General features: G+C 45.2%; 14 protein-coding genes. 5 read left to right on the top strand and 9 right to left on the bottom strand.

Annotation, left to right across the window (positions count from 1 at the left end):
- Positions 1 to 25: 25 nt before the first annotated feature.
- Positions 26 to 526, bottom strand: a complete 501-nt coding sequence (locus AC1DXC_RS01185) for a hypothetical protein (RefSeq protein WP_477457292.1) — start codon at positions 524 to 526, stop codon at positions 26 to 28.
- Positions 501 to 1,007 (bottom strand): sigma factor-like helix-turn-helix DNA-binding protein, encoded by a 507-nt coding sequence (locus tag AC1DXC_RS01180; RefSeq protein ID WP_477457291.1) that lies wholly within the window; start codon positions 1,005 to 1,007, stop codon positions 501 to 503. The genes AC1DXC_RS01185 and AC1DXC_RS01180 overlap by 26 nt, the downstream gene beginning before the upstream one ends.
- Positions 1,008 to 1,231: 224 nt before the next feature.
- Between AC1DXC_RS01180 and AC1DXC_RS01175 the strand changes: the two genes are divergently transcribed.
- A complete protein-coding gene (locus AC1DXC_RS01175) occupies positions 1,232 to 1,942 on the top strand; it encodes a peptidase associated/transthyretin-like domain-containing protein (protein WP_477457290.1) in 711 nt (236 codons plus the stop codon).
- Between the two features lies 1 nt (position 1,943).
- Here AC1DXC_RS01175 and AC1DXC_RS01170 read toward each other — a convergent pair whose 3' ends face one another.
- Together AC1DXC_RS01170 and AC1DXC_RS01165 are read right to left on the bottom strand one after the other, a co-directional pair.
- The gene (locus AC1DXC_RS01170; protein ID WP_477457289.1) at positions 1,944 to 2,420 is read right to left on the bottom strand and encodes a DUF4126 family protein; all 477 of its coding nucleotides are present in this window, start codon (positions 2,418 to 2,420) and stop codon (positions 1,944 to 1,946) included.
- Between the two features lie 192 nt (positions 2,421 to 2,612).
- Positions 2,613 to 3,233, bottom strand: coding sequence for an NAD(P)-dependent oxidoreductase (locus AC1DXC_RS01165; RefSeq protein WP_477457288.1), 621 nt, complete (start codon positions 3,231 to 3,233; stop codon positions 2,613 to 2,615).
- A gap of 353 nt (positions 3,234 to 3,586) precedes the next feature.
- Between AC1DXC_RS01165 and AC1DXC_RS01160 the strand changes: the two genes are divergently transcribed.
- Positions 3,587 to 5,071 carry a family 43 glycosylhydrolase gene (locus AC1DXC_RS01160; protein ID WP_477457630.1) on the top strand — a complete coding sequence of 495 codons (1,485 nt, stop codon included), beginning with the start codon at positions 3,587 to 3,589 and terminating at the stop codon, positions 5,069 to 5,071.
- A gap of 187 nt (positions 5,072 to 5,258) precedes the next feature.
- Here AC1DXC_RS01160 and AC1DXC_RS01155 read toward each other — a convergent pair whose 3' ends face one another.
- Positions 5,259 to 5,936, bottom strand: a complete 678-nt coding sequence (locus AC1DXC_RS01155) for a hypothetical protein (RefSeq protein ID WP_477457287.1) — start codon at positions 5,934 to 5,936, stop codon at positions 5,259 to 5,261.
- Positions 5,929 to 8,880 (bottom strand): HsdM family class I SAM-dependent methyltransferase, encoded by a 2,952-nt coding sequence (locus AC1DXC_RS01150; RefSeq protein WP_477457286.1) that lies wholly within the window; start codon positions 8,878 to 8,880, stop codon positions 5,929 to 5,931. The genes AC1DXC_RS01155 and AC1DXC_RS01150 overlap by 8 nt, the downstream gene beginning before the upstream one ends.
- Positions 8,881 to 9,590: 710 nt before the next feature.
- Here AC1DXC_RS01150 and AC1DXC_RS01145 point away from each other — a divergent pair.
- Both AC1DXC_RS01145 and AC1DXC_RS01140 read left to right on the top strand, forming a co-directional pair.
- Positions 9,591 to 11,132, top strand: a complete 1,542-nt coding sequence (locus AC1DXC_RS01145) for a hypothetical protein (protein WP_477457285.1) — start codon at positions 9,591 to 9,593, stop codon at positions 11,130 to 11,132.
- 445 nt (positions 11,133 to 11,577) lie between these two features.
- The gene (locus AC1DXC_RS01140; RefSeq protein WP_477457284.1) at positions 11,578 to 13,017 is read left to right on the top strand and encodes a glycosyl hydrolase family 28-related protein; all 1,440 of its coding nucleotides are present in this window, start codon (positions 11,578 to 11,580) and stop codon (positions 13,015 to 13,017) included.
- 217 nt (positions 13,018 to 13,234) lie between these two features.
- Here the strand turns inward: AC1DXC_RS01140 and AC1DXC_RS01135 are convergent, their stop codons facing one another.
- The 3 genes from AC1DXC_RS01135 to AC1DXC_RS01125 are packed head-to-tail and all read right to left on the bottom strand — an operon-like array spanning position 13,235 to position 15,752.
- Positions 13,235 to 14,224: an MlaD family protein gene (locus tag AC1DXC_RS01135; protein WP_477457283.1), complete on the bottom strand. Its 990-nt coding sequence runs from the start codon at positions 14,222 to 14,224 to the stop codon at positions 13,235 to 13,237.
- A gap of 18 nt (positions 14,225 to 14,242) precedes the next feature.
- Complete coding sequence (locus tag AC1DXC_RS01130) at positions 14,243 to 15,016, bottom strand: ABC transporter ATP-binding protein (protein WP_477457282.1); 774 nt, start codon at positions 15,014 to 15,016, stop codon at positions 14,243 to 14,245.
- Between the two features lie 7 nt (positions 15,017 to 15,023).
- Complete coding sequence (locus tag AC1DXC_RS01125; RefSeq protein ID WP_477457629.1) at positions 15,024 to 15,752, bottom strand: MlaE family ABC transporter permease; 729 nt, start codon at positions 15,750 to 15,752, stop codon at positions 15,024 to 15,026.
- A gap of 583 nt (positions 15,753 to 16,335) precedes the next feature.
- Between AC1DXC_RS01125 and AC1DXC_RS01120 the strand changes: the two genes are divergently transcribed.
- Positions 16,336 to 17,196 carry an AraC family transcriptional regulator gene (locus AC1DXC_RS01120; protein WP_477457281.1) on the top strand — a complete coding sequence of 287 codons (861 nt, stop codon included), beginning with the start codon at positions 16,336 to 16,338 and terminating at the stop codon, positions 17,194 to 17,196.
- Positions 17,197 to 17,269 lie beyond the last annotated feature (73 nt).

Below are 17,269 nucleotides of genomic sequence, written 5' to 3'. Positions count from 1 at the left end.
AAATTCGGTGTTCGATATTCAAATCTTATTTCTTCAGTTGTTTCAGCTCTGTCTTAAGTTCCTGTACCTGCTGTTGTGCCTGCCTATTCTCCAGGTAAAAATAGATGGCACAACCAAGGAATATCTTACCCAGTACAAATACCGCCACAAGAACCCATTTCCAGTTTTTGTGGATTTTCATGTGGTTCGATTCGGCTTCCACCTCAATAAAATGCGGGCCGTTATCTGCTTTGCGATCTTTATAGCCTTTATCTGTAGTATCTTCCCGGAACTGCCCGGGGTTAAACTCTGGCCGCAGGATGAGCTCGTCTATCGTCTCAGATATCCTGTCCCAGGTGCCGGCCGGCGGGGCAATGGCCATGTGTTGGGCAATATGCTCCATATCCAGTTCCAACTGTTGCAAGGCAAAGTTCACCTCGGGGTATTGCGCTTTCATGTACATCAGCTCGTTCACCTCCGCTTCGGTGGCTGTGCCCGTAACATAGGCCTCTAAAATACCACTATCTATATACTGCTGTTGTATCATTGCGTTGGTTCCTGATAACGTTGAACGATTCTTTTAATATCTGCCTGATAGCTTCCTCCGTCTTATTCAACTCGGCTGCCAGGATGCCGGCGCTTTTGCCATGATAGTGGATGCCGCAAAACACCTGGCGTTGCTCGGGCTCCATCAAATCTGTAAACTTATTGCTTTGCTCGGGCAAGGTTTTAGGTTTTACAGCCGGGTCGGCACATTCAACAACGGTTTCTAAAAAGGAAGCCAGCTTTTTACGCGCTATTACCTGCAACTGGCAAAAGGTATTTACACCCGGCTTGGTAATGGCCTGTATATCGGTAAACTGCAAGCCGTTGAAAATATCTACCAGGTATTGTTCGGCAACAGGCTTGCTCTTTGTGACCTCAAAAAGGTAGCCAAGCAGCATGCTTCCGTAGCTATTATACAAATCTTGCCGGGTTTGTACGCCATTTGGCAAAGCCGAGCCGTTGTTAGTTAAATTCTGTTCCAAAATGGGGTCGGGTATAAATGCGTATGAGCGTAATCAAAAATGAAAGGATATTAGGTTTTTATGCCAATAAATATACTGTTTAAATACAATACCCGGGTTAAAAAAATTTCCTTCTATGCTAAATCAAGCTAAGTCAACTAGCCTTGTGTATCTTTAAATGTTAAATTTAGTTAAATCCCCGGCACACTTCATCAGCCCGCTACCTTTTTTTATACTTTTAAGCCATGCCTAAATATCTGCTGGTTTTTGCACTCCTGTTATCCTATTCGGCTGCTTTGGCCCAAGGCACATTCAAGGGGCGCGTGTTTGAGGATAAAACACGCGTAGGCCTCGGCAATATCTGGATAGAGAACCTCAACAATAAGCAGAATACGCTATCAGACAAAAAGGGCAACTTTTCGATCCCTGCCAAACTTGGCGACCTGGTTTTATTCAAAAGCTTTGGCTACTACAACGATACCGCGGTGGTTACCAGCCTTGGCAATTCCGAAATATTTATGTTGCCTCAGAACATACAGCTTAAGCAGGTAGATATCACCACTACCGATTTGGCGAAGAAGTTCAAAGATTACGATAAGGAATACCATGGCCAGACGATGGTTTACCACCGCGACCGCATGGGCAACTTAGATGGTGGCGCGGTTTTTCGCGTGCATTACTGGAAAAAAGGCGAGCGCGATAAAGCTAAACTGGCCAAAAAACTGCATGATTTTGATATGATGGACCGCATCCATGAGCTCTTTGTGCCCGCAACTGTAGGTCAATACGTACCCCTTAAGGGCGAGGAACTGGATAACTTCATCAGCCTATACACCCCCAGCGTGAAAGTCTTCGACCGTAAGGACTTTAATATGATAACTTACATGAGCGATAGCTACAAGCAATACCAGGCGCTGCCGCCCGATAAGCGGAAGCCAGCTACTTTGAATAATTAAATTATCCCTTCAAGATAGACAAGCCCGTACCAAGGGCCACCACATCTTCTACAGCACCAACAACCGGGTCTTTTACGTGAGGTATTTTATCGGCATACTTGCGCAGGTAAAAACTGGCGAAGGTGGCAGCCAGCGCCGATGCTCCTCCTAACAGCATACCATCTATAACGCTTTGCCGGTTGGCCTTGAATATGGTTGCACCCACGAACGCGCCCGATACCACGCGCCCCAGTAGCTGCGGCATACCAATCCTATCCGGCGCGGTGGGTAGTTTATCGCCGGCAATTTCGGCCACAGAAAGCAGCTTCGTAATAACGGCAGTAACCGGCATCTGTATAAACCGCAGCGCCGTGCCCGACAAGGCCGGATTGGGGTGGTTGCTTAAATAATGGCTGGCCAGCATGGGCGCCATAGTAGCGCGCATACCCGCAACAGCGCCCAGCCCCACAGTTTGCCATATTACATTAGGTGTTTTCATGATGGTACAACAAGGGGGATGACGGATAGTTTGGGTGAATCGATGTGCAGATGTGCAAATTTCAGATGTGCAGATGAGAGAGTTGATTGGCACCCGCTTTCGAATTAAATTAAGCCTGCACGCTTAAAATAGTTGCATACAGGCGGAGGACACCCGGATGGGCGGAACTAACCGGACAGGATGAACTATCGATTAGTTATTCACAACTACAACAGGCTGCCTCACATAAGTTTCACTATCCAATTGGCCCACCAGCCATACTGCCAGATCGGCCCTTGTAATACCGTGACCTTTGCCGCTTTGGTCAAGTACCTGTACTTTTCCGGTTGCAGTTCCATCCTTTAATATCGGTGGCCTGGCAATTATCCAATCGAGGCCGCTATCTTGCACAACGGCTTCCATAGCCGCTTTGTCGGCTGTTGATCCACGCAAAAACGTAGGCAATATCAGGTTCCTGTACCACCAGGGCGACTGTTGTTTACTGTCGCCCACACCCATGGCAGACACCACCAACAACCGCCTTGCTCCCGATGTTTTCATTGCTTTCACAATGTTCTGCATCGCATCGCGCTCCAGCGTTTGGCTCTTCCACGGTTTTGTACCGCCAATGCACTCCACAACAGCATCCTGCTGGTCCATAGCACGCAGCACATCATCGGGTTTCAGTGCGTCCCCGGTTATAACCCGCACGCCGGTTTGTGCAGCTAAGCCCGGCTGGCGTACCAGCACACTTACTTCATGCCCTGTTTCAACCGCGCGTTCTACAACCAGCCTGCCCGTTTTGCCATTAGCGCCAAACACAAGTACCTTCATGGTAAACCTCCTTTTTCTTTATTGTATAGTGATATGGATAGTAATAAATTTAAGTGAAATTTGTTTGGAGTTAATTGTTGCGGCTGGGTCTCTTCGCCCACCAGGCCCGCACGTCATTCGCGCCAGGGCGGGAAGAATGAATTGTCGAGCACGTTTTGACTATAGCTGCCGATTGAAGTCCCTAATGTTAAACATTATTTAAGTGTATATTGCACAATTATTATCAACGGCAATCCATTTAACAAGCAGAACAGTTCAATCCAAAATTGAACTTTATAAACCATCCGTTTAATAACAGTTAACGGTAAGACTTTTCAATTTAAAGAGATGAAGACATATTTTAGGTTTTTGATATTTGCTTTAACCTTTTTTCGCTGACTGCGTACGCACAGAATAAACGCGGCCATATAAGTCCTGTAAGTTATCTGAACCCCATTTTCGCCGGAGATTATGCCGATCCCAGTATTTTGCGCGATGGCAAAAACTATTATACGGTTCATTCATCTTTTGAATATTATCCGGGCCTGTTAATTTGGCATTCAACCGATCTTATTCATTGGAAACCTGTCACCCATGCCCTGCATAAATATGTCGGTTCCGTTTGGGCACCTGATCTGGTGAAGTATAAGAATAAATTCTACATCTATTTTCCTGCAAATAATACAAACTATGTGGTAACCGCTCAATCAATTGAGGGGCCGTGGAGTGAACCGGTTGAGTTGAAGATGAATTATATCGATCCGGGCCATTTTGTGGATGCAGCAGGCAAACGTTATTTGTACTTCAATAACGGCGGATATGTCCCCCTATCAGACGATGGACTTTCTGTTGCCGGAGAGATTAAGCATGTGTACGACGGGTGGAAAATACCAGCCGAGTGGTCCATCGAATGTTTTTGCATGGAAGGCCCCAAAATGGCTAAACGAGGAGATTATTATTACCTAACTGTAGCCGAAGGCGGCACGGCAGGCCCGGCTACCAGTCATATGGTTGTATCGGCACGTTCAAAATCACCTTTCGGACCATGGGAAAATTCTCCCGATAACCCCATCATCAGAACGAACGACCAGTCGGAAAAGTGGTGGTCTAAGGGACACGGTACTTTGTTTGAGGATGCAAACGGGCAGTGGTGGATGGTTTATCATGCTTATGAAAAAGGTTTTTATAATATGGGCAGGCAAACGTTGCTGGCGCCTGTTGAATGGACTGCCGATGGCTGGTATAGAATACCCCATAACATCAAAACTGGCAAACCTGCTAATAAAATCGTTCAAGCACAATCAACTAGTTCAATTTCATTAAATGACAATTTTAGCAGTAAGGAACTACAACCGCAATGGCAATTCTGGGGTGGCTACGATACCAGCAGATTTCATTTAGAAGATCGTCAGTTAACCGTTACGGCAAAAGGGAGTTCGGTTGCCGATTGTTCACCATTATTATGTATCCCCTACAGTCATTCTTACACAGCGCAGGTTGAGTTGGAAATGGAAGGAGATGCGGTGGGAGGCCTGGTTTTGTTTTATAATGACAAGGTCTATTCGGGTATACTGGCAGATAAAGAGAATATCCTGGCTAACCTAAGAGGCTGGCAGTTCCCAACTGTTCGTTCAGTCATAAAAAGAAAGGTATTCCTTCGCCTTAAAAACATTAACAGCACGGTAGACATGTACTACAGTCATGATGGAAAAGAGTGGATCAAAATAGAAAATTCGGTAGAAGTTTCCAGTTATAACCATAATGTGCTGGGTGGCTTTATCAGTTTGCGGCTCGGGCTTTGTTCAATTGGGGAAGGTACAGTAAGATTTAAAAATTTTATTTATGAACCCATCAAATAAGCTGAGACTGTTTATATTAACGTCCCTGCAGGGTCTCTATGCATGAGGAGGCTGCGGCGGTAAATCTTGTTTAGCCAGAGATACTTATATCGAAGCGCAGAGGCGTTACCATTGCATGGTTAGGCACGAGAAGCCTTTGCCCACCAGCCCGCTCGTCATTCTCGCGCCAGGGCGAGGGGTGGAGTCTTCAATTCAAGTCAATAAAATAGTGCCATAAAAAAATACTATCGCCGGACTGTTTGCGTGGGTGATCTGAACTGAGTTTCTGAACATTGCTGATAAGCTGAACCTTCTTCAACTGTTCATCCTTGCCCGTCCAGTCGATGGTTGGATCAGTATTTCCGGTGGCCAGTTCGGCAATCCATTGGTTTACTTTGATAAGCCAGTCGTCATTTGTTGGTTTCTGTACAAAAGCAAACATTCCGCAAGTCCGTAAATGAGCCGAATGTTTTCCTCTTTTAAACCTTTCAATGCCGCCTCGATCACCACAAACATATTCTTTGTTATTAGCCGAGTCAGAGAATCTCTTACTCTCAAACTCCATGAAGGGAATAGCTTTTGCGCTTCGAGTATTGACATACACACCAATGTCGGTTTCTTTTCCTGATGCAGCCTGTGGTGGGTTTTTACTGAAATCAAAAGGAAGGAAGCCGCCTTGTTCCCGGTTACAGATTTGTAGGTGTCTCACTAACAAGTTACTTATCCAGTTTTCCTTATCAGATTCATCATTAGCCTTATAATAGGGTAAAAACGCTGCAACGTTTTTATCAACGAAGTCAATTACCGCGTCAATCTCTGTACCTGGTTTTAGCGAGAGATCGCTGATCTGAGGTGGCTGGAAGGCTGGTTGACTATCTTTAAGCATGATGATAACGAGCTTTGATATAGTCATTAAAAGTTTCGTCAGCATCCCGCAAAGCGATTGAGGAAAGCCAATAGCGCAATTGCTTTGGTTTTGCCAGCACCAAACAATCTTTACCGTAAATTTTGGCGATGCGTTGAATATGTGTTCGCCTACGCGTTTCTTTAGCTGTTGGAATTAGATGAGCGACATATTCTTCTAAATCGGCATGCTGCTGAACAGAAGAACTGATGTGATCTTTTAGATACTCAAAATGGAGTGCATAATATTGCCCTGCATCAAGTATTTTGCACAGCTGAAATTTCTTTTCGTCAGCGCCATAAACAGAATTCAAGGTTTTACAGAATATTTCTGCAAAGTTTTCTAATTGCGGAACTTCTACTTCGCTAAAAACATTTTCCTCGAAAACGTTAAGGTTGTACCGGAGCGTGTCTTTCAGTACAATCTGGTCTGCCTCGGAGATAATTAGCTGGTCATTTGCATTCGGGTAGGGTATATTCAAAATATCCTGGCTAAAAATCGCTGTCGCGCGGTTAACCAAAATTTCTGCACTGGTCGCTATGATGAAAAAACGGATAAGATCAGCGTTATCTTTAAAATAAATATGTAGTTTTTCTAAAGCCTCCCTATCTGATTGAGGAGCATGTATTCCAAAAACACGATCGCGATAGCTTAGGTCTTCATCTGAAAAATAAGTGGGTAAATATTTCTTCCCGATGCCATTCTTAATCAACAGCAACGGCGCCTCAAAAAGTTCCTTTGTTCGTCCCCACTGATAAAACTTACCATTCAATGTACTCGTTTCACCGATGCCATCCTCAGTGAAGCTCTTCGTATCTATGCATTCGCTCCCGTCAAGATAAGTAAACTCATTGTAGCGACCTTTCTTCTTTTCGAAATCTGCCGGCACCAAATCTTCATCTTTCTTACCTTTTATAAATCCTTCACCAAACACCCATTGGTTTTCGTGTTTTTTTCGTTTCAAAAACTCTATAAGCTTAGGTTGATGAGAAAGGTCGTCGATCAGCTGCATCATACGCCCACCACCTAAGAGATTCGCTTTCCATATGTATGGATTATGAATCAAGTCTTTTTTACTGACATAGTGAAAGTCGTAATGATCGAAATCTAAGAACAGCCTGTTATTATTTGAAAAATTGCGATTCGCTACGAGATCTAAAACAGGCTCGTTATCCGGTTCAGCATTCTGAAAGAATACCGCTGCAGTTGAAACAGTGGTTTTACCCCAAAGCTTATCGGCGAGTTTGGTTAAGTCAATTACCTGTAACAAATTATACCGCGAGAAGAGTTGGAATTTGAACTTAGCGTCCTTTTGATAAAACAATGGACCGGATGGCTGGATCAAACAAAGCAATGCGTTAGGCTTCAGTAGCCCCATTGATTGCACTAAAAAATGCAGTGCAGGATTTTCGTCCGGTATAGGGAAGGCAGCTTGGTAACCGATACTTTCTTTGAGTGCCTTAAAAAATAATTTTCTGTTCGGCTCTTTTCCATCCACCTCCTGTAAATTAAAGGGCGGGTTCCCGATCACCAGGTCCAGGGTCTCAGGGGAGGCTACCCGGATGAATTCGAAAAAGTCACGTGGTACGATATTTTCGCTAAGGTCAGGAAAACGAAGTTTACCCCATGTTGGCGGATCAAGGTTAACTTCGTCCAGCATCGCAAGCGCCAGACTGAAAATTGATAAACGCACGGCATCCTGTTCTATATCGATACCATGAATACTATTCAATAACAACTCTCGCAATACAGCTAAGGACGGTTTTACCAGTAAGCCAGTCTTTTTCCATTGCTCATACCGCCACCATTGTACGATGCGCTTATAAGTTTTCACCAGGAATATACCCGAGCCGCAGCTAACATCCATCAGCTTGAAATCAGCTTTTGGCGCGTTCAGTGGCATGCACTCGTCCACCAATGTACTGACGATCATCTCCGGTGTATACACAATATCTTTACTATCCGTCAACAGTTCTTCATACACCGAACTGATGACCTCTACAGGTAAATGGGAAAAAGAATAGAGCCGCCAAATCACATATTGGCTATCCTTGTTATTGCCATCCAGATAATCCGCCAAGCTATTCACTTCGCTACGCTGAATAGCCGTTCTGGCACTATCTTCTAATTCCTTATCCCACTCAAATATTTTACCATTAAAGTCTTTAGACAATTGATCAAGCAGCTGTAATAACTTTCCTTTACGGATGGTATCGCAAAAGTTATCACATTGAAAATTCTTACGGAAATAGGTGCCTGCAAAATATCCGCTCGCGCTATCCTCATCACGTTCTTCCAGGTATTTGATCAACAGTGATTGCACGAGCAGTTTCAATGCAACGTGGCGGTCAAGGCCGGATCTGTCCTGAAAGTGTTTATAAACTTCCTTAAGGCCCCTGATCAGGTCACGGGTCGCCGATTGCTCAAAGCGGAACCGGTTATTTTTTTCCTGTTCTTCCCAAAATAACCCGTCATCGAAATCGCGCGCAGGAAAGTTCTTAATCGCATCACCGGCCAGTTGCAACACTTCACTTGCATACGATTCCCGGCTTTCAACTGGTTTTTCGCGCGAATCGAATATACTCACCACTGACCGCTGTAAAATGATATAGGCGGGCACCTGGTAACCGTTCCACATTTGGATATGAATACGGTTCTTGTCCTCAGTGGTTAGTTGCTTTTCGGTATAATTAAAAATGTACAATTGCGGCACTTCACCACGGCCGTCTTCAAAATAACGGAAGTATACGGCATCAGCACCAAATTTGTTTTTAGCGGTTTCGAGTGCAAACAGCATGTCCGGTGAATCCGTCACTTGCGTGCTGCTTTCGTAATTATTTGTTAAAAGCACACCGCTTTCTCCTCTTTCCTGTAAGAAAGAAAAATTCATGTGTTGTATTCCTTCTTCAAATGCTGTCGTACCCATATCTTATTAGCCCCTACAAAAATAGAATTTAGTTGTTGCGTAGGTAAATAAATCGCTTGCTATATATTTCTTCTAAATTTAAGATTTAAAAACGCTCCTGCAATGGTTTATTACCAGAGTACAAATCTAATACTATTGCTAATAATATTAGCAATAAATTATCAACAGTGAGTCATTGTCTCTGCCTAAAGTGTCGTTGGATGAGTTACTAGCCGGTTCAAGCGTCCCGCTTACAACAACGCTTCTGCAATGTCGGAAAAACATCTGCATATTTATTACCATGCAACGCAACGCCTCAACCGACGAACGTTAATTGTCACCCTAAAGTAGTAGACCGGATAGACATTTTTACCGTCGCTACTACAATGATTTTATCATCGAAAAACCTCGCTTGGTGTCGGCAAAACACTCATGAGAATCCGGTAAGGGCCGGGTTCGTGGGTTCGGCACATGCGTACTGGTATAGTAGTGCGAACCCTGAAAGCCCGCTATAGGTTATTTGGTGATGTAAGCAGGGCGCCGGCTGGTATGTGAGTTTCGGCGCAGGTGTTAATGATGGCAGCGGAGGGCCGGGAAAACCCTCTAAAAGTCATTTCATTACGTCAGCGGGACGCTGACACGTTTTGAACCGACGAGGGTGCCCAATTTTTTAACCGTAATTTAATACCGGATTTTACTTACATTGCAGCAATAACCTTTTGCCTTCATTCATGATCCGATTTTTCCCGCACGCTGCGAATTGCTATCAGCGAAATACAGGTATTTCAGAGCGACAGACCACTTTTGTCAACCCGCACTTGCGCCATAACCTTTTTTTTCTTTTTTTCTTGCTCCTGTTCATCGCACCACCAGAAGCAAGAAGTCAAATCACAAAAGACCGCAAGCCTGCCAGTTTTGATCGTAAGAAAACTGATAAGGGCATCAACCTTGTGCTCGACGATGCTAAAATTATAGACGTCAACGATGATAATCAATGCATTTACCGGATGATCAAACCATTAGTGCTACGTGACCATCCTACAACTATTGACATTAAAAACTCCAACATTGTCACTGCGTCGATAGGGGATATATTCAATAAATATACCCAGCCGCCAATCCAACTGGACGCCAAAGCGGCATTGTCATTGATCAATAACCATATTGAAGGGGAACTGAACGTCAGCAACATTCGGGGACGGATCAATATCAAGAATTGTTTTGCCAAGGCTGGCTACCGCTTTAATAACCTTCAGGGCATCCTTTGGCTGGACAGCGGCGCGATGCGGGGCCAGATGCAACTCGTTCATTCCAAACTTGAAGAGCTGTATTTAAACCTGATGAGGTTTACGACCTATCCTTCCTTAATTAACATCGAAAACTCTGCGATACAGCATATGACCATGTACGCCAACCAGTCAGATCATTTGACCATGAATTTTATCAAAGATACCCTAGGGCAAATGCACATTGAAGAACAAAGGCCTTACAGCACGCCATCGTCTGCCTCAACATACCAGCGCTCACTGTTTTTCCGGGAGAGTCGGCTGGATACCTTGGACGTGACAATCGCCGGTCAGCAATATATCACCGGAATCACCCTCGACGCCTGTAACTTTGGCAAGAATTCCAAACTTAAACTAGTGACCGATTCTTTAACATTGATCAACTGTCATCCTTCCGAACAAGGAATCGTCCTGGATTGCACCAATAACGGAAGGCCTGTTATTCTCAGATTTGAACACACGGACCTGACCAATATCGATTTTGATTACCGTCCTGAATACCAGTTGTACCGCTTTGATGACGACGAGTTAAACCGCACCAATTACGAAAACTTACTGGAAAAATTTAACCGGGAGAAAAAATTCAAAAGTTACGAATTGTTAAAAATTGAGTATTTCAATTTCGATCATTCCTGGCCGGTCAATTTTTTGAATAAAATATGGTGGTACTACGGTTATCAAAAATGGCTAATCATTTTGTGGACTTTTGTCTTCCTCCTGGTATTTTCGGCCCTCAACTTTTGGAAATGGCGGCAGGTCCTTACCACTTACCCAATCATTGATGTAGCAGCCATTGAAAATCCGGCTACAAAAATGGACCTCGCTTTAAAAATGTTCGTTTTTACGGCGTTCATTTTCTTTTCCCTGCGGATAGATTTTGATAAACTCACTTTCAGTAGCACTAAAGCCCTGCTGTATTTCTTTTTGCAATATCTCACCGGATTAACTTGCTTATTTTTTATCGTCAACGCCATCCTGAAATTTTAAACCGGGCGGCTACTTCGAAAACGGTCTACTGCTTTTTTTGGATTTTCGTTTAGTAGCCTCAGGGTTTTCCTCCTCTCTTGGTTTAACACCTCAAATGGCCTGCTGTATCCTTCCGGCTGGTTCAAGCGTCCTGCTTGGACCAAAGCAAATGTAAGCGTCCCGCTTACAGCAACTCTTTTGGCGTGGCAGCAGCGACTAATTGAAAACTCAAAAAAGAGCTCCCAGACCCATCGCTTTCAATAATTTTTACCCCCTTTAGAGACAAGAAAAATCATCAGACCTAAATAAACAGGTAAAAACCGCGAAGCCAGTAGATAGCTATAAAACATAACACAGCCGATCCCGTTGAATAAGCCAGTAGATAGCTATGGTTAAAAAGAGTTTTTACGTTAAATCGAGATGCAATTTTAGTTTCGTAATGTTGTTTGCACTTTTCATGTGTAATTTGGAAAGTTGTAGTGCGTGGGGTAGCACAACGTCGGCTAATACCACTGTTCAGCCCGGCATATCTGTAAAAGCTTTTGGCGCCAGGGGTGATGGTATTACTAACGATCGAGCCGCTATTCAAAAGGCGCTGGGTAAGGCCGGTTCAATCGTTTATTTCCCCGCAGGCATCTACCGCATTGATGGATTCATCCGCGTAGCTGATGGCGTAATGTTAACCGGCAAAACAGGGAGCGTTATCGTAGCCTCAGCTAATATCAAAACCGATCCCGCAACTGGTTCGTCGCATCAGGGGCAGATATTCATCCTTGGCAATAATAGTTGGGTTCGGGGACTTAAAATTGATGGCAGAAATTTTAACGCGGGTGGTTTTTGCCTCTCTAAAGTGAAAAATTCGTCTGTAATTGACTGTATAATCAGTAATACCGGAAAATCGCAGGGTATACAAGACTACCTGTCTGTAAATACTAAATATACCGGCAATACCATTACCAATACGTTGAGCGGTATCCAGCTATGGCTAAGCGATAATTGCGTATTGAGCGATAATAAAATAAACATGTGCGATGCCGGCGGTATTTGGGGTGCAAACTCAGCCAATATAACTTGTAGCGGTAATAACGTAAAAAATAGCGGAGACGTAGGTATTGATTGGGAGGGAGGGCGGTGTATAACCGTAAAGGGCAACACGGTGTCGTCCTGCAATAACGGCGAGCTTGCTATTTTTAAAACAACTATAGAAGGCAATCAACAGCAGGAAAATATTTTTTTTATAAACAACATTACATACAGAACGGCAAGCTATCTAAACAGAAAAGGCGTTGCGGTTGCCTGCGCCACCGCAGGAGGGTCGGTGTACATCAGTTCGGTAAATGCAAATTGCAAAAACATTGTTTTTAAAGCTAACACGATCACCGTAAAGTTGGGCTTTGCCTTTTTTACCAATGATATTACGCAGCCGAAAACCAATATAAGCTTCACAGATAATATCGTAAGTTCGGCCGATAAATTCTTCAGGGTTCAGGGCACAGATGGCCTGTTGATCAAATTCAACAGTTTTAAGGGCCTGGCCGGTGCCGAGACACAAAGCAACGAGTTTAAAAATGCTACCGGTATCGTATTAGAGCGTAATGCATTTAATTATGATGTGGCAAAAAAGAATACAACTGTGCTTACCTGGTTTACCGATAGACAACTAAACGGTGAACGCCCTTTGCTTATTAAAAACAAGTTCCAAAACACTGCCGACCTTGCCTTAAAACATGACCCCTATATATCAGGCATGGCTTGCATTTTACAGGATAACATCCTCACCGACGGTTATACGCCAAACGGAGGGGTTTTATCCACCGGAAACGGTATACCACTGTACATCAACCAAACACTCAAAACTAAAGTGCGCGGCGTTACCCGCGAATTATTATTAAATACATTGCAGTAACAGCCCCCATCCGCTCCTTCGAGTGCCCACACTTGAAGGAAGTAAACAGGAAGCGTTCGTGCTTCCGGTCCTTGCATTTGACTTAAGGGTAAGTGTGGACACTTACAAAAGTTGTTGCGCCAAGTGTGGACACTTGGCACGGCGGAGTAGTAAGGTAAGTGCAAAAAAATAGCGATGAGCTTTCAACCCATCGCTATTTTTCAAGAGATTACCCCCGTTATATCTTCCCCTTCAAACTATCCTGTTTGGCTTTTTCGCGTTTTTTGAAGAAACCGCGGAGTAAAAAGTTACTTTGTACGGCTTCCAGGTCGTCGTTTAGTTTTACCGAGCTTTGGTGCAGCTGGTCTATCGTGTTTTGTACTTTGGCGGCGCCTTTAGGGTCGTTCAGTAACACGCCGAGGATGTTATCGGTGCTGTTGAGCTTGTTGCTGGCGGTGTTGAGATTGTTAGTAAGTATGGTGGCGTTGTTGGCCGCTTCTTTCAATTTATCCATTGATTGCAGCAGGCGTGCATAGGCCACGGTATCGGTAAGCATTTTATCGGCAAGGCCGCCTTTGGTGTTCATTTTGTTGCTGAAGGAGTTGAGCGCAACTGCCATTTTCGATGCCGTTGCCGTGGTGGTTTGCAGGTTGCGCATAGCGGCGCGTAATTGCATAGCCATGGTGCTATCGGCTAAAAGGGCGCCAACGGTGCCTTTGCCGGCCAGTATCTGGTGGCCAAGGGCCTTAAAATCGGTGGTGATGGCCAGCAGGTTCTCGTTGTTCTTTTGCAGGGTGGCCATAATATCGTCGGTTGATAGTAGCTTGGCTGCCTGCAATATGTCGCCATTCTGCACTATAGGGGCCTGCGGACTGCCGCCATCTATCACGATGATCTTGTTGCCTATCAAACCGTCGCTGCTGATGTGCGCCAGCGCATTGCGGTGTATGTATTGCTGCGTGCTGGCTTCAATGGCCATATCCACATCAACCTGCGAGGTGCCAGTAAAGCGCACGTTTTTGATGGTGCCTATCTTTACGCCCGAGAACCACACGTTGTTGCCTTTTTTCAAGCCCGCAACATCGGTAAATACCGCGCTGATGTTGATACTTTTAACGAAGCTTTTGTTCTGGCCGCCCAGCGTGAGTATGCCTATTACAAATACTGCTACGCCGAGCAATACGAATACGCCTACTGTTATTGATTTCCTGTTTTCTGCTGCATCCATTGGTATATGGTGATAATGTTATTCTGTAAAATTATAATCGTAAAAAGGTTTCACCCTTACATCGTCGGTTTTAAATACTTCCTCAAAGGTGCCTACACGTTGGAACTGCCCGTCTAAAAGCATGGCAACGCGGTCGCCGGTTTGCTTGGCGCAGGTTAAATCGTGCGTTATGATGATAGATGAGGTGTTGTAGTTTTGCTGCACCTCGTTTATCAGGTCGTTTATTTCGATGCAGGTGATGGGGTCCAAACCGGCGGTTGGCTCATCGTACATCATAATTTCGGGGTTGAGGATAAGCGTACGGGCAATGCCTATACGTTTACGCTGCCCGCCCGAAAGCTCTGAAGGCATCTGGTTGATGGTTTGAGAGAGGCCAACGGCATCAAGCACGCTCTCCACGTTCTTGTCAATCTCGGCCCGGGTGATACCCTTACGGTTACGCACCAGCGGGAACTCGAGATTCTTGCGCACCGTCATACTATCGTACAAGGCACTGTTCTGGAACGAAAACCCGATGCGGATGCGCAGGGCCTCCAGTTCGCGCTGGCTGATGTGCGCAACATCGTGGCCCAACACATCTATGGTGCCCCTATCCGGCATCAACAGGCCCGATATCAGTTTGATCAATACCGATTTGCCTGTGCCCGACCGGCCCAGCACCACCAGGTTCTCGCCCTGAAAGAGGTCCAGGTCGATACCGCGCAGCACGTCGTAATCGCCGAAGGATTTCTCCAGTCCGCGTATCTTAACAACCTCGTTGGTCTTGTCGATATTTACCTTTTGCTTCTGCATATGGCTATTAGCGGAACCAGCCCGCTATCTGTACAATTAAAACTTCCTCTATAAAAACCAAAAACATGGCGGTAACCACCGCGCCATTGGCAGCCTTGCCTACGCCCTCGGTACCCTTGGCCGCGTTATAGCCCTGGTAGCAGCCTACGATGCCGATAGTGAAACCGAATACGATGGCTTTGCTAAGCGATGCCCAAAAATCTACGAAGGTAAGCGGCTCGAAGGCCTGCTCCATAAACGTAATATAAGTAGTGCCCTCGTTGGCGCTTACGTTGAGGTAACCGCCCAGCAGCGCAATAAAGGCCACATAAGTGGCCAGCAAAGGTATAGTGATGGTGGTAGCGATAACCCGCGTACACACTAAAAATTTAAAAGGCTTGGTACCCGATACTTCCATGGCATCAATCTGCTCGGTAACCCGCATGGAGCCGAGTTCGGCGCCGATGCTGCTGCCCACCTTACCCGCAGCAATCAGCGCGGTGACCAGCGGGGCAAGCGCCTTCATGATGGCGATAGACACCAGCGACGGCAGCCACGATGTAGCCCCGAAACCGGTAAGCGAAGGACGACTTTGCTTGGTGAAGATTACCCCTACGATAAACCCGGTTAAAGTAATGAGGGTGAACGAGCGAACGCCGGTTTCGTAGCACTGGCGAACAATTTCTTTCAAATCGTATGGAGGCAACAAAACTTCCTTAAAAAAGCGGATAACGAAGCTGTAGATATTATACAGCATCAGGAAGAAATTGCTGATACCATCCTTCGCTCTGGAAAAGCGGGACGGTACTGGCTTTATTGTACTTTTTATGGTATCCATTTAAGCGGGCAAAGGTATAACTAATACGAAGATATAGAATGCGTAAAGCTGCAAAATGTTTTAAAGGGGAGTTATTATTACATATTACAGACCGACGCCATTTTGGCTTTTGGTGCGGTGCCGTAAACGCCTGTAAAAATGAAATAAAAGTACAACATGTGCAAGGACGAATTTGGAGCAGGCGGACGATGACCCGTGCTCTTCATTTCGGTTTCGTGTCGCCCGGCATATCCACCCCGACTTGTGAAAACGATACAGGGCTGCGATGTAACAGGGCGACCGGACGGGGCAAAACATAGCCCGCCTCTTTTTATAAAAAGGGATGGAATTTTGTACCTTTTTTTGGTGTATTATTGCAAAAACACGGAAATTTACGAAGGTAAAAATGGCTATTTCAGCTCAAAATACGCTTTTTTGGAGATACTCTGATTTTATTATGTTAAATTCGTATCAGTATTATTACGGATAAAACCAATTAGATTTTGAGATGCCTAACAATGTAATGCGTGAGATTACCCCCCTCACCCCAAGCGATTGTTTTACTATTTTCAGCAGGGTGAAAACCAGGTTCGATTTTCCTTTGCATTACCATGAGGAATATGAACTGAACCTCATCATCAACGCCAAAGGCGCCAAGCGGGTAGTAGGCGGCAGTATAGAGGTAATTGACGACCTGGAACTGGTGCTCATAGGCCCCAACCTTTACCATGCCTGGTTTACCCATCAGGCCAAAAGCGAAGCCATTACCGAGGTTACCATACAGTTCCATAAGGATTTATTCGACGATAAATTCCTGAGGCGCAACCAGATGAGCTTCGTGAAGAACATGTTGGACAGGGCGCAGCGCGGCATCACCTTCCCGCCCGAAACCATTGCCGCTATACGGGGCAGGCTGCAATCGCTGGATAAAAAGAACGGCTTCGATTCGGTGCTGGAGTTGATGAGCATCCTGCACGATCTCTCTATCAGCCGCAATATGAAGACTTTATCTGATGCCAGCTTCACCAACGAGCAGTTCAACTACAACAGCCGCCGCATAGAGAAGGTGTTCGATTTCATGAACGCCAACTATAACACGCAAGTAACCCTTGCCGAAGTAGCCAAAATAGCCAACATGCCCGATGCCTCCTTCAGCCGTTTCATCAAAAAACGCACGGGGAAGACGTTCATAGATAGCTTGAATGAAATCCGCCTGGGCCACGCCTCGCGCATGCTCATCGAAAGCACCACCACCGTTGCCGAGATTGCCTATAAATGCGGGTTCAACAATATCTCCAACTTCAACCGCATCTTCAAACGCAAGAAATTCTGCATCCCAAAAGAGTTCAGGGAGACGTATACCGGTAACAGGGTATTTATATAGATGTGCGAATTTCAGATTTCAAATGTGCAGATTAATGCTACAGAATTGGGGTGGTTTTGTCGTGATAAACCAA

It is taken from the genome of Mucilaginibacter sp. P2_D11 (assembly GCF_056404435.1).
The sequence above is the reverse complement of the archived record's forward strand: the minus strand, read 5'-3'. Positions and strand labels throughout refer to the sequence as shown.